The sequence below is a fragment of the Mesorhizobium sp. CCNWLY176 genome (assembly GCF_037153935.1).
In the GTDB taxonomy this organism is placed as follows: domain Bacteria; phylum Pseudomonadota; class Alphaproteobacteria; order Rhizobiales; family Rhizobiaceae; genus Mesorhizobium_M; species Mesorhizobium_M zhangyense.
The window spans coordinates 1-12917 of sequence record NZ_JBBBDZ010000027.1; the positions used below are offsets into that span (position 1 = coordinate 1).

The 12917-nt window shown below is 61.4% G+C and carries 11 protein-coding genes; 5 read left to right on the forward strand and 6 right to left on the reverse strand.

The features are described 5' to 3' along the window. From WBQ96_RS27330 to WBQ96_RS27350, 5 genes are all read left to right on the forward strand, one after another. Positions 1-310 (forward strand): hypothetical protein (locus WBQ96_RS27330; protein ID WP_337035954.1); only part of this gene is annotated, 310 nt, incomplete at its 5' end. 286 nt (positions 311-596) lie between these two features. Beyond that, a complete protein-coding gene (locus WBQ96_RS27335) occupies positions 597-1388 on the forward strand; it encodes a cyclase family protein (protein WP_165121114.1) in 792 nt (263 codons plus the stop codon). Positions 1389-1424: 36 nt separating this feature from the next. After that, complete coding sequence (locus tag WBQ96_RS27340) at positions 1425-1907, forward strand: MarR family winged helix-turn-helix transcriptional regulator (protein ID WP_336556174.1); 483 nt, start codon at positions 1425-1427, stop codon at positions 1905-1907. Positions 1908-1964: 57 nt separating this feature from the next. Continuing rightward, positions 1965-4118 carry an indolepyruvate ferredoxin oxidoreductase subunit alpha gene (locus tag WBQ96_RS27345; protein WP_336556172.1) on the forward strand — a complete coding sequence of 718 codons (2154 nt, stop codon included), beginning with the start codon at positions 1965-1967 and terminating at the stop codon, positions 4116-4118. A gap of 1 nt (position 4119) precedes the next feature. Next, positions 4120-5670: an indolepyruvate oxidoreductase subunit beta family protein gene (locus WBQ96_RS27350; protein ID WP_336556170.1), complete on the forward strand. Its 1551-nt coding sequence runs from the start codon at positions 4120-4122 to the stop codon at positions 5668-5670. A 426-nt stretch (positions 5671-6096) separates the two neighbouring features. Here the strand turns inward: WBQ96_RS27350 and WBQ96_RS27355 are convergent, their stop codons facing one another. From WBQ96_RS27355 to WBQ96_RS27380, 6 genes are all read right to left on the reverse strand, one after another. Next, positions 6097-7377: a cysteine desulfurase-like protein gene (locus WBQ96_RS27355; protein WP_336556169.1), complete on the reverse strand. Its 1281-nt coding sequence runs from the start codon at positions 7375-7377 to the stop codon at positions 6097-6099. Between the two features lie 46 nt (positions 7378-7423). After that, positions 7424-8101, reverse strand: a complete 678-nt coding sequence (locus tag WBQ96_RS27360) for an amino acid ABC transporter permease (RefSeq protein WP_165121096.1) — start codon at positions 8099-8101, stop codon at positions 7424-7426. A gap of 95 nt (positions 8102-8196) precedes the next feature. Further along, on the reverse strand, positions 8197-8988 hold the full coding sequence (locus WBQ96_RS27365; RefSeq protein WP_165121095.1) for an ABC transporter substrate-binding protein: 792 nt from the start codon (positions 8986-8988) through the stop codon (positions 8197-8199). Positions 8989-9076: 88 nt separating this feature from the next. Continuing rightward, entirely contained in the window at positions 9077-10216 is a 1140-nt protein-coding gene (locus WBQ96_RS27370; protein ID WP_336556166.1) for an aminotransferase class V-fold PLP-dependent enzyme, read from the reverse strand. A gap of 170 nt (positions 10217-10386) precedes the next feature. Next, a complete protein-coding gene (locus tag WBQ96_RS27375) occupies positions 10387-11112 on the reverse strand; it encodes a GntR family transcriptional regulator (protein WP_336556163.1) in 726 nt (241 codons plus the stop codon). A 389-nt stretch (positions 11113-11501) separates the two neighbouring features. After that, a complete protein-coding gene (locus WBQ96_RS27380; RefSeq protein WP_376767762.1) occupies positions 11502-12905 on the reverse strand; it encodes a M20 family metallopeptidase in 1404 nt (467 codons plus the stop codon). Positions 12906-12917 lie beyond the last annotated feature (12 nt).

Sequence of the window (12917 nt, forward strand, 5' to 3'; positions counted from 1 at the left end):
GATCGAACTGGCGGCCCTTGAACATTCAATCCTCCAAAATGTCAGAAGCTCTCCTTGCCACAGTGCCGGAATTCAAAACGTTGCAGCAGAACCCCCGGACTTCCTTGTAGGGAAACGTCGGGCTGAACCTTTTTGCACGATTACCGTCCGCCGAGGCAGCGCAAGGACTCCCGGGCGCGATGCGAGCACACCGAACCTCGGCTGCCCCTTATGCCCCGGAAACAACAATCCCAACGTTAATTCATTTGCATATTTCTTGGAGAATCCGGAACCGACAAACAAGCTCAACTCCATCGCGCCAAGATCATGACGGAAAGCGGCTCGGTGAACTCCAGTGTCTTCACTGCGCCGCCGGGCAGATCTTTTCACTCAGATCGGGCTGTGTTCCAGCTTTTCGAAGCAAGATTGGTGGGGCATGCAGAGCGTGTGGCCCGTTCCGATAATGATCGCATCAAACTCGCGCGCCGCCTTGCGCAAGCTCCCATTAAACATTTTCTTTAGGCCTAAGATAATTGCATTTGCATATGTTTTCGTCTAATACAATATTAATGGCCGAAACGAGCCATATGGATGGAACAGGAAATGGGAGAATGACGATGGGTACGAGTGCCGTTCTCGGCGAGTTGGCCGAGCTGCTTCTTTCAGGCAATGTCGAGGTGGTGGACCTGGCCGCAGTGCTCGGCCCCGAAACGCCTTTGTTGAAGCTACCGCCCGAACTGGCGGTCGACACGCCTAAGATCGAAATCCACGAAATCTCCGCCTATGACAAGAACGGCCCCTGGTGGGCCTGGAACTGGCTGAAGGTCGGCGAACATTCGGGCACGCATTTCGATGCGCCCAAGCACTGGATCACCGGCAAGGATTTTGCCGACGGTGCGACCGACACCATTCCCGCCAAAAATTTCGTCGCACCCGTCAATGTCATCGACTGTTCGAAGGAAGTGGCCGAAAACCACGACTTCCTGCTGACGGCCGAACTTGTGAAAGCCTGGGAGGCCAAGCACGGCGCGATCCGCCCCGGCGAATGGGTTGTAATGCGCACCGACTGGTACAAGCGCAACGGCTCCGAAGCCGATTTTCTCAACGCCAACGAGACCGGCCCGCACACGCCCGGACCGACAGCCGAAGCGATCGAATACATCATCTCGACCGGCGCGATCGGCTGGGGCAGCGAGACGATCGGCACGGATGCAGGCCAGGCCGGTGGGATGGAACCGCCATTCCCGGCGCACAGCCTGATGCACAAGGCCAATCGCTACGGCCTCGCCAGCCTGTGCAATCTCGACCGCCTGCCGCCCAAGGGCGCGATCCTGATCGCCGCTCCCCTGAAGATCAAGAGCGGCACCGGCAGCCCGACGCGCGTTCTCGCCCTTGTCCCCAAGGCCTGAGCGAGGGGCCGCTGCATGGCAGGCGGAGATCGGCTGATGGACCAGAAAGCTGCGGAAAAGAAACCGCGCATATCGACACTGGGCCAGATCGGCCTGCAGCAATTCGCGCCCTATCTGATGAACCGCATCATGGGCCGCTACAACGCCACCTTGCGCGACGATTTGCGCAAGCAGCAGTTGACGGTGGCGCAGGTGCGGGCACTGGCTGTGCTGTCGGTCACCGACGGCGTTACCGTCAACGACCTCGCGGTTTACACTGTGATCGAGCAGTCGACGATGAGCCGGACGCTCGACGCGCTGGAGGCGCAGGGGCTGGTGCGGCGCGAAGCGCCCGAAAACGACAGCCGTGTGCGAAAAGTGTTCCTGACCGATGATGGCCGCGGCGAGTTCAACCGCGCTTGGCCGGCGATGCACGACGCTTTCGAAGCAATGTTCGACGGCATCGACGATGCCGAATACGCGGCTCTGATCGCCACGCTTCAGAAGATGCTGGGCAACATCCGCCTGCACGACATCTGACCTGACCAACCCATGCGTCCGTGATTGCGGGCGCATTTCAAGTGAAGGAGGCTTCCGATGGCTGAACGGTCCTTTGTCAAGGAAGTCGAAAAACTGCGCCTCGGCGCCGGAGAAGAGTTTTCCGGCGAAGGCATCCTCGCCATCACCAAGGCGCTGCTGCAGTGCGGCGTCGGCTATGTCGGCGGCTATCAGGGCGCGCCGATCAGCCATCTGATGGACGTGCTGGCCGATGCGCAGGAAATCCTTGGCGAGCTTGGCGTGCATTTCGAGGCGAGTGCTTCGGAAGCGACCGCGACCGCCATGCTGGCGGCCTCCGTGCATTATCCGATCCGGGGTGCTGCGACCTTCAAATCCACGGTCGGCACCAATGTCGCGGCAGATGCGCTGGCCAACCTCGCCTCGGGTGGCGTGACCGGCGGCGCGCTGATCATCGTCGGCGAGGATTACGGCGAAGGCTCCTCCATCATGCAGGAGCGCAGCCATGCCTTTGCAATGAAGAGCCAGGTCTGGCTGCTCGATCCGCGCCCTAATCTGCCCTCGATCGTCAAGGCGGTGGAGGACGGCTTCGAACTGTCGGAAGTGTCGAACACGCCGGTCATGCTTCTGGTGCGCATTCGCTCATGCCATGTCCACGGCCAGTTCGTCACCAAGGACAACAAGCGCCCGGCCATGACGGTGGCCGAGGCGCTGGACGCGCCACGCCGCGACACAAACCGCATCGTGCTGCCCCCGGCATCCTTCAACCACGAGAAGGAAAAGATCGCGAAACGTTGGCCGGCTGCCGTCGATTTTATCCGGTCGCGCAAGATTAACGAGTTCTTTGGGCCGGACGAGGCGAAGGTCGGCATCGTCTTGCAGGGTGGCATGTACAATGCCGTCATCCGCGCGCTGCAGCGCATGGGACTTGCCGACAATTACGGCGAGACGGAAGTGCCGCTCTATGTTCTGAACGCCGTCTACCCGCTGGTCGACGACGAATTCCTGCGCTTCTGCGAGGGCAAGGAAAGCGTCCTCGTCATTGAGGAGGGTCAACCCAATTATATCGAGCAGGCCTTTGGCAACATGCTGCACAAGGCCGGGCGTGGCACCAGGATCGTCGGCAAGGAATTCTTGCCAATGGCCGGTGAATACACCGGCCAGGTGATGTTCGATGGCATCAGCGCGTTCCTGCGCGATGGCGCGCCGCACATGCTGCCGGTGCAGATCCGTGCGCCGAACAAGGTTGACAACGCCGACGAGATTTCCGATCTGGCGGCGATCGTGCCGGGCCGTCCGCCGGGCTTCTGCACCGGTTGCCCGGAACGGCCGATCTTTGCGGCGACCAAGCTCATCGAGCAGGAGCTGGGGCAGCACCACATCGCGTCGGACATCGGCTGCCACCTGTTCTCGATCATGCCGCCCTTCGAACTTGGCGCGACGACGATGGGTTATGGTTTAGGCCCGGCCTCGGCCTCGGCCTTCAATTCGCCCGATGCCAAGCGGCGCTCGATCTCCTTCGTCGGCGACGGCGGTTTCTGGCACAATGGCCTGACCTCCTCGATCGGCAATGCCGTGTTCAACAAGAATGACGGCGTCATTGTCATCGTCGACAATTTCTATTCGGCAGCGACAGGCGGGCAGGACATTCTGTCGTCGCGCGCCAGCAACCGGTCGAAATCGACGAAACATCCAATCACCGAAGCGGTGAAGGGCATGGGCGTGAAATGGGTGCGCCATATCGAGCGTACCTACGATGTCAACAAGATGCGCGACACGCTGCGCGAGGCGCTGACGACGGAGGAGACCGGGCCAAAGGTCATCGTCGCCTCGTCGGAATGCATGCTCAACCGGCAACGCCGCGAAAAGCCGCTGGTCGCCAAGGCGATCAAGGACGGCGAGCGCATAGTGAAGCCGAAATTCGGCGTCGACGAGGACATCTGCACCGGCGACCATGCCTGCATGCGGCTTTCCGGCTGTCCTTCGCTGTCGGTGAAGTCGCTGGACGATCCGCTGCGCGACGATCCCGTCGCCCATATCGACCAGAGTTGCGTCGGCTGCGGAAATTGCGGCGAGGTCGCGGATGCGGCCGTGCTGTGCCCGTCCTTCTACCGCGCTGATGTCGTCCACAATCCCGGCAGATGGGACCGCTTCATGGAGACGATGCGGCGCAGGCTCATCGGATTCATGCAGAACCGTCGCGAAAGCCGGCGCCTGACATTTGCGGACATTTGAGATGACAGCTCTTTCCTCGATCAAAGCAGCAGCACCGGAGGACGACGGCATCATAAAGCTCGCCGTGCTCGCCGTCGGCGGACAGGGCGGCGGTGTGCTGGCCGACTGGATTACCGACGTTGCCGAGCGCAATGGCTATCTCGCCCAGTCGACCTCGGTTGCCGGCGTCGCGCAGCGCACCGGTGCCACGATCTACTACGTCGAAATGTGCCACGATGCGGGCCGCCGGCCGGTCTTTGCACTGTCCCCGGCGCAGGGCGACGTCGACATATTGATTGCTGCCGAACTCATGGAGGCCGGCCGCGCCATCATGCGTGGCTTCGTCACGCCGGACCGCACGACGCTGATTGCTTCCTCGCATCGCATCGCGGCGGTGTCGGAAAAGATCGAACCGGGCGACGGCCGCGCCTCGTCGGAAAAAGTGCGGGCGACCGCAGGGAACGCGTCGAAACGCTTCATCGCCTTCGACATGGAGAAAGTGGCCGCCGATGCCGGCTCGATGATCTCGGCCAGCCTGTTCGGCGCGCTGGCCGGCTCGGGTGCGCTGCCTTTTCCACGCGAAAGCTACGAGGAAACGATCAGCACTTCTGGCCGCGGCGTGAAGGCCAGCCTCGCGGCATTCGCCGGCGGCTATGAGGGCGCGCGAGGCCATGCGAGAGACGTTGGTGCGAAGGCCGAGCCCAGCGGCGCGACACCGGTTTCGCGCAGCGTCAGAGGTCCCGACCGTCTGATGAGGGACTGGCAGGCTTTGCGCGCACGCGTCGAAGCCTATCCCGAAACCGTCCGCGACATGGCCGGGCGCGGCCTGCAAAAGGTGGTCGACTATCAGGATATCGCCTATGGCCGCGAATATCTCGACCGGCTCGACAAGGCAGTGGCCCTGGACAGCGCCGCGCACGAATACGCGCTGGCGGTCGCGGGGGCGAAGCACCTCGCCAACGCCATGTGCTATGATGACATGATCCGCGTCTCCGATCTGAAGACGCGCTCGACGCGCGATGCCCGCGTGCGCCGCGAGGTCGAGGTCAAGAACGGCACCATCCTGCAGGTGACCGAATATTTTCATCCACGCATCGAGGAATTCTGCGGCACCATGCCGGCCAGGCTCGGCCACTACATTGAAAGCCGGCCGAAGCTTGCGGGTTTCCTCGATCGCCGCATCAATCGTGGCCGGCGCATCCGCACCGACAGTTTTACGGGCTTTGCCGCGCTCTGGTTCATCGGCGGCCTGCGCCGCTGGCGCCGCGGCCTGCTGCGCCACAAGGTCGAGATGGAGCATCTGGAGCGCTGGTACAGGCTGGCGCTCGATCATGTTTCCGCCGACTATGCGCTTGCCGTCGAAATCCTCAACTGTCGCCGTCTGATCAAGGGCTACAGTGATACGCATGTTCGCGCCCAGTCGAAATTCGACCGCGTGCTTTCCGGGCTTGATCTGGTGAAGGGACGCGACGATGCCTCCGACTGGATCAGGCGTCTGCGCGAAGCAGCGCTCAAGGACGAGAAAGGCACAATGCTTGATGGCGCGTTGAAAACGGTCGCGTCGTTGCGCTAGACAAGATCATAGCTCAAAATCAATATGCTAGAGCGAGATAGCGATTCAACAAGAAATCATCTCGCTGTGGCAGGCTTGTTGACCGTCCCACGTCAGAGACTTGGCTAAAGGCGCGCCACGCGCCGGTCGAAGTATCCGCCTGCACGAGAAGGCAGAGCCGGCCTCAACGGTCGACGTTGGGCTCCATGCACGCCTTCATCGAAGGCCGATGCATGCCGTCCGTGGTAGCAGCCATGATGCCGGCTATGGCACGGACGGCTTCCTCGATCGCGCCGGCTGAGGTCAGTTTATCCTTGAGGCCAGCGAGAACCCGATCACGATCACGATTTTAGCCTCAACGAGTAGAGAGCCGTATTTCGCATTATTGTGACATCCCCTCCCCGCTGAATAGCGCGGGAGGCTTCTCGCTGCCCTGGGTCGTTTCGATCATCCCTCGGCGGCGATGATCTCACGCAAAACTTCGCCGAAGCGCCGCACCTCGTCCAGCGTGTTGTAATGCACCAGCGAAGCGCGGATGGCGCCGCTGTCCATGGACAGGTTCAGGCGCTTCATCAGGCGCGGCGCATACATGTGGCCGTCGCGGATGCCGATCTGGCGTTCCGACATCTGCTCGACGACCATCTGCGGCGACAGGTTGGGAATGTTGAAGCAGAAGGTCGGCACGCGCTCGTTGATGCGGGCTTCGTCTGAAACACCGTAGATGATGGCGCCGCAATCCTTCAACTCCTTCAGCATGGCGCGAGCCAGGTCGAGTTCATAGACGCGGATCGCCGCCATTCCGGAGACGATGTTTTCGCGGCGCGAGCGGTTGTTGGCAGGCGCCAGATTGCGGCCGACGAGTTCCAGATACTGCACCGCGGCGTCCATGCCGGCGACGTTCTCGTAAATGAAGGTGCCTGCCTCAACTTTGTGCGGCGGCTCGTTGGGGATGAAATCTTCCTTGAAGGTGGGCAGCCGCTTCAGTGTCTCGAAACGGCCCCACAGGAAGCCCATATGCGGCGAAAAATTCTTGTAGCCGGAGCAGACAAGATAGTCGCAATCCCAGGCCTGCACGTCGATCAGGCTGTGTGGGCCGTAATGCACGCAGTCGAGGAACACCTCGGCGCCTACTGCATGGGCAATCTTCGCCACCGAGGCGACATCGACGATGGAGCCGATCGAATGCGCCGTCACCGTGCAGGCGACGAGGCGCGTGTTCTCCGACACCAACGGCTTCAGATCGTCGGTGTGCAGATTGCCGTCCTCGCGCATGCGCCACCATTTGAAGGTGGCGCCGAGGGGTTCCAGCGCCAGCCAGGTGGCGATGTTGGCGTCGTGGTCCATGTCGGTGATGATGATCTCGTTGCGTTCCGAGAGCATCTGGCCGACGCCGAGGCTGACCAGGCGGATGAAGGACGTGGCGTTCATGCCGAAGCAGATCTCGGCCGGATCGTAGGCGTTGACCAGCAGTGCCACGCTTTCACGCGCGTCGGCGACGGTCTTGTCGACGGTGACGCTACGGCCATAGCGGCCGCCGCGCTGGACATTGTGGCTGACCAGATGGTTGGTGACGGCGTCGAGCACGCTTTGCGGGATCTGCGCGCCAGCGGCATTATCCAGGAAGATGAAGTCGCCGGCCTGCTGCAGCGCCGGGAACATCGCGCGGATGCTTTCGACTGGAAATTTTTCGGCGGCGCCTTCCACCTTCGGGGTCAGATGCTGGTTCACGGTCGTCTCCTTCGTTTCATCTAGTTCGTGTGGGTTTTATGGCGCGTCAGTGCGCGCCGAGTTGTCTCTTGCTGCGCTCTTCGAGGTAAGCGACCAGCCGCACCAGCGGCCAAAGGATGGCAAGGTAGATGATGGCAGCGCCGATCAGCGGCGTCGGATTGGCCATCAGGGCCTGCGCGTCGGTCGCCTGTTTCAGCAAATCCGGCATGGCCACGACGGAGGCCAGCGCGGTGTCCTTGAACACCGACACGCAATTGCTGGTCAGCGGCGGAATGACGACGCGGATCGCCTGCGGCAGGATCACCTTGCGCAGTGCGGTCCAGAACGGCAGGCCGAGCGCCTCCGCCGCCTCGAACTGGCCTTTCGGGATATTCTCGATGCCGGCGCGACAGACTTCAGCCGTAAACGCGGCGAGTACCATGGACAGCGCCAGCGCCGCCGAAGTGAAAGACGACAATCTGATGCCGACGAATGGTAGCGCATAATAGATCAGGATCAGCACGACCAGAATCGGCAGCGCGCGGAAAATGTCGATATAGGCGGTGGCGAGACGCCGAAGCGGCTTCGGCGCGTAGAGGCGCATCAGGCAGATCGCCAGTCCGGCCAACATGCCGAAGGCAATGGCCGCACAGCCGAGCATGATGGTGTTGCCAAGCCCGCGCAGCAGGATCGGAAACGACCGCACAAGCACTTGCCAGTTGAAGAACGTATCGATCAGTTCCATGGGCGAGGCCTTGTTGGAGCCGGTCTGTGGCCACTATGGGAAGGTGTGGAGGCGAGGTGCCGGACCGCGATGGACAGGCCCGGCACCGCTTGTGTTTATTGAGCTTGCGGGATTTCACTCGGCTTGACCGTCGACGTCCCGGCTTCCGGATTGACGCCGAACCACTTCTTGTGGATTACGGCAAGCGTACCGTCCGTCTTCATCTCGGTGATGGCGCTGTTGACCTTTTCCAGCATCGGATGGCCCTTTTTCGTCATCATGGCGAAGCGTTCGCCGGTCGGAATGCGGACGAGGACTTTCAGCGCCGGCATCTTCTGGATGGCGAACTGGAAGCCGGCCAACTCGCCGGCGCCGCCATCGATGCGGCCGTTCTGGACTTCGAGCAACAGATCCTGCTGGGCGTTGTAGCTCTTCACTTCGGCAACGCCGAGCTTTTCAGCATTTTCCTTCATGTAGGCGTCGCCGGTCGAGCCGGCGATCACGCCAATGGTCTTGCCCTTGAGGTCGTCGAGCGAGGTGAGCGTGGAGTCGGCCTTGCCGACGATGGTGCCGTCGCTGTCGTAATAGGGTTGCGTGAAGGCCTGGTTCTGCAGGCGTTCATTGGTGATCGAGATCGACGATACGGCGAAGTCGATGCGGCCCGAAGCGGTCGCCGCAAACAACGCCTGGAAGCCGAGATCCTGGAACTCGACATCCGCGCCGATGCGCTTGGCGACATCGGCGGCAACATCGATTTCGAAGCCCTCGAAACTGCCGGAATCGGTCTTGTATTCCCATGGCGGGTTCGCCGGATAGGCCCCCACCACGATCTTGTCGGCAAAGGCAGGCGCGGCGAAGCCGACACTTGCGGCGATCATGATGCTAATCAGTCCCAGACGTTTCAACATGCTCTCTCCCTTTGGTTCAGTTTTCGTTGCGGGCCTTTTTGTCTTCATCCCCTCGCTCCCACGGCTGAAGGCGAGGCGATACCTGCCGTCACGAAGCGCGGCGCTCCTCCCGGCCGATAAGGTTTTGCAGCTTGGCGATCAGCGCATCGATGGACGCGTCGTCGGTGACCGGACCCGGCGACAGCCTGAGCGTGGAACCGCGCGCGTCGCAGTAGAGTTGCTCGGCGCGCAGCCTCGCCACCACCGCGACAGGGTCAATGCCGGCCGGCAAGATTAGCATGACGCTGCCACCGCGTTGCGTGGCGTCGAGCGGCGAGCGGACAGCCCACCTGTTTTCCAGCGCGTGGCCGATGATTTTCTCGCTCATGGCGACATTGCGGGCGGCAACGGTGTCGATGCCGGTTTGCATGACCCAGTCGAGTCCAGGCTGGGAAGCGACGCTGGCCAGAATGGCCGGCGTGCCATGATCAAAACGGCGCGCATCGGAAGCAAAGGCGAAGCGGTCGAGGCCCCACGAAAACGGATTTTCCTGGCTGAACCAGCCGCGCAGTTCCGGCTGGCAAGCTTTCAGTAGGTCGGGCGCGACTTGCAGAATGCCGGCACCCGATGCACCGCACAGCCATTTCAGAGAACTCGAGACGACAAAATCAACGGGTGTTGCGGAAACGGAAAAGGGCGCCACCCCGACGCCTTGGGTGATATCGACTCCGACCAGCGAGCCCATCTTTCGGCCATGGGCGGCAAGCCGCGCCACATCGCAGCGATGCGAAGCGGTGGAGGTGACGAAGGTCAGCAATGCGAGGCCTACATCGTCCTGCCAGTGGGCCAGGAAATCCTCGTCGCGGACCCAGCTTTCGCCGGGGCGAAGCGGCACGGTGTCGAGGGTGTAGCCGAAGCGGTCAGCGAGACCGGCAAGCAGGAAATGCAAGCTCGGAAAGCAATCGCCGGCCACCAGCAGGCGCTTTCCGGCCAGCCGCTCGCGCGGCAAGCCGCCGATCAGGCTGTAAAGCGCCGCCGTCACATTTTCGGCTGCGGTAAGAGAATTCTTCGGCGCGTCGATCAACCGGCTCCAGGCGTCGATGAAGCGTTGACGCGCAGCGAGTGCCGCCGGCCACTGGCCATCGTCTTCAGCCGACCATATCGCGGAAAATTCGGACAGTGCCGAAGCCATGCGCTTGGCCTTGCCCGGAAATGTTCCGATCGAATGATAGAGAAAATAACCTGACATTCCATGTTCCCGGTTTTGTGATCATATGATCACAAAACTCCGCAGGGATCAACTGGGATGGGTAAGAATAGGCAGGAGTTTTGCAGGAAAGCGGTTGCCATAGCGCAACCTTCGGAATGGCCTGGAAAAGCTTTTGCGCTTAGAGCTCGCCGTTTGCCTGCGAGGGCGTGTCAGCTCTTGCCGAATGTGGCAAAATTGACCTGCCTGGCCTCGGGAACATCCGGGCAGAGCGTGCGCAGCGTCTCCTGCGTGGTCTTTATGTCGGCAACCACTTCGTCGCGTGCGCGTGCGAAATCGCGATCCTTCAGCGCCGCGATGATGACGGTGTGCCGCCCCGACGGCTCCATCGTGCCGGCACGCATGGAAGGTGCGACATGGTTGGAAAGCAGGCGCATATAGGGTCCGAAACGCAGCCACAGCGTCTCGATCAACTGGAACAGCACCTCGGAGCCGGAGGCGCGGTAAATGATGAAATGGAACTGCTGGTTCTTGGAAATCAGCTCATAGATACTGTCGTTGCGCCCGATCGCCTGCTGCTCGGCAGTGATCTGCTGCAGGGCGGCAATGTCAGTGGCACTCAGCCGCGGCGCGCCGAGTTCCGCTGCCAGCCCTTCGACGGCGACACGAGCCCGACACAGATCGTCGAGCCGCGCGCGGGTGACTTTAGGCACGCAGGCTGACCCATTCTGCGAAATCTCCAGCGCGTTTTCGGCGGCAAGCCGGCGCAGAGCCTCGCGCACCGGCATGTTCGAGGTTCCGAAGGCCTCGGCCAGCGACGCGATGGTGAGCGTCTGCGCGGGATCGAAACTGCCTATCATCAAGGCGTGGCGAAGCTGGTGATAAACGCCGTCCTGGACGGTGGTGCGGCCTGAAACCGGTTCAAATCCCAAACTCAAAATCGGCCTCGCTTCCCTCGCCGCTCCGAATATGAGAAATCGAAGCATATTGCTCCGCCAACCGAGACGGTGTGATCACCTGATCACAAATCGGAACAATCGCCAAGCCATTGTTTGAGCGGTTGTTTTTGTCGATGGAGGCGCTTCAGCACCCTCGCCTGCGACGACACCTTCTCCCACAACGGGGGCGGTTGGGCAATGGTTTTGGCGTTGCGTAGGAATGGCTTTGCCGATGTCACTTTAACCGCTGTCCGAGCGTGCGGAGGGGTTCTGCCTTGCCAATTGATTTCAGGCCGATGCGTTGCCAGCTCAGCGGGCGATACGTCATTAAAGCAAGTCGCCAGGATACTCCGCCCGTCATGGCGCAGTCGACAGAGGAAATTGCCTCCTCACGAACGCCCCTCCTCTCCAAGATCGAAGTAAAGGCCCGCCATCATGACAAGTCCTTCGCGCACGATCGCGACAGGCAGATGCTCGTTGGCGGCGTGCTGCAGGCAGCCCGGATAGGAATGCGGGATCCAGATCGTCGGCAGGCCGAGAAGATCGGAGAAGATGTTGTTCGGTAGCGATCCGCCCAGATTGGGAAGGATCGCCGGTTTTTGTCCGAGCGTCGTTTCGATTGAGGCGGCAACACGGCGAACCCACGGATGATCGGGATCAAGCCGGCTTGCTAAAAAAATCGCGTCGGTCGGATCGTTGACCACGACGCGATCAAAGCCGGCCTCTTTCAGGGCATTCCTCACGGCTGGCACGATAGTCTTGACATCGACACCGACCGGAAAGCGCAGCTGGACGCGAGCGCGCGAGCGCGGCGGAATCGCGTAGAGCGGCTGGGCCAGGTTGCCGCACTCCATCTCCATGACTTCGAATGAGCTCCAGGCGAATACCTTTTCTTCGGAGGTCAGGCCGGGTTCGCCCCACCACTCGTCGATCTGCGGGTCGCCCTGTGTGGGTGTGATCTTTATGTCCTTGAGGGCCGTCCGGACATTGGCGGGGATGGTGCCCGGCGTCATTTCCGGCACTCTTATCTCACCCATGCGGCCAACGAGCGCCGCGATGGCGTGGCAAAGCTCGATACCCGGATTGGACAGCAAACCGCCCCAGTTTCCGGAATGCTGGAAGCTTTCGCGCGCCTGGATTTCCAGATTGAACGAAATGCCCCCGCGTGCGCCGAGAAAGATTGTCGGTCTGTCGAGCGCCAGTCTTGGCCCGTCGGAGGCGATGAAGACGTCGGCCGCGAGCTCACGCTTATGCGTTGCGCAAAACATCTCAAGCCCGAGTGAGCCAGACTCTTCCCCCATCTCGATCAGATATTTGAGATTGAAACCGAGCGAGCCGCGCTCGGTAATTGCGGCTTCGATCGCGGCCATGTTGATGGAGTGCTGGCCCTTGTTGTCGGCCGTCCCACGGCCGTACCAGTTGCCGTTCCTCTCCGTCATCGCGAAAGGCAGAAGACCTTCGGCCCATTGATCTTCCAGGCCGGCAACCACATCGCCATGGCCGTACTGGAGCACGGTCGTCAACCCGGCGCCCTCAATCCGTTCGGCCAGGAGAAATGGTCCCGGCGCCAGGTCGTTCTCGAAAATTCGGGTGACAAAGCCCATCCGCTCGAAATGCGGCTGCAAATTCTCGGTGATATAGCGGCCAAGATCAGCCTTGTGCTCAGGCAGACGGCTGGCCGAGGGAATGGCCACGCGGCTGGCAAGTATCGCCTTGAAAGAACCGTCGTCGAGATAGCCGACGGCCCGGTTTATCACGGCGTTACGCGCGCGGACTGCGGATGCATCCATCATTCATACCGATAT

Bases quoted from the DNA above. Each gene is read 5' to 3' on its own strand.
- WBQ96_RS27335 (WP_165121114.1), top strand. From the start codon at position 597: ATGGGTACGAGTGCCGTTCTCGGCGAGTTGGCCGAGCTGCTTCTTTCA.
- WBQ96_RS27340 (WP_336556174.1), top strand. From the start codon at position 1,425: ATGGACCAGAAAGCTGCGGAAAAGAAACCGCGCATATCGACACTGGGC.
- WBQ96_RS27345 (WP_336556172.1), top strand. From the start codon at position 1,965: ATGGCTGAACGGTCCTTTGTCAAGGAAGTCGAAAAACTGCGCCTCGGC.
- WBQ96_RS27350 (WP_336556170.1), top strand. From the start codon at position 4,120: ATGACAGCTCTTTCCTCGATCAAAGCAGCAGCACCGGAGGACGACGGC.
- WBQ96_RS27360 (WP_165121096.1), bottom strand. From the start codon at position 8,101: ATGGAACTGATCGATACGTTCTTCAACTGGCAAGTGCTTGTGCGGTCG.
- WBQ96_RS27365 (WP_165121095.1), bottom strand. From the start codon at position 8,988: ATGTTGAAACGTCTGGGACTGATTAGCATCATGATCGCCGCAAGTGTC.
- WBQ96_RS27370 (WP_336556166.1), bottom strand. From the start codon at position 10,216: ATGTCAGGTTATTTTCTCTATCATTCGATCGGAACATTTCCGGGCAAG.
- WBQ96_RS27380 (WP_376767762.1), bottom strand. From the start codon at position 12,905: ATGATGGATGCATCCGCAGTCCGCGCGCGTAACGCCGTGATAAACCGG.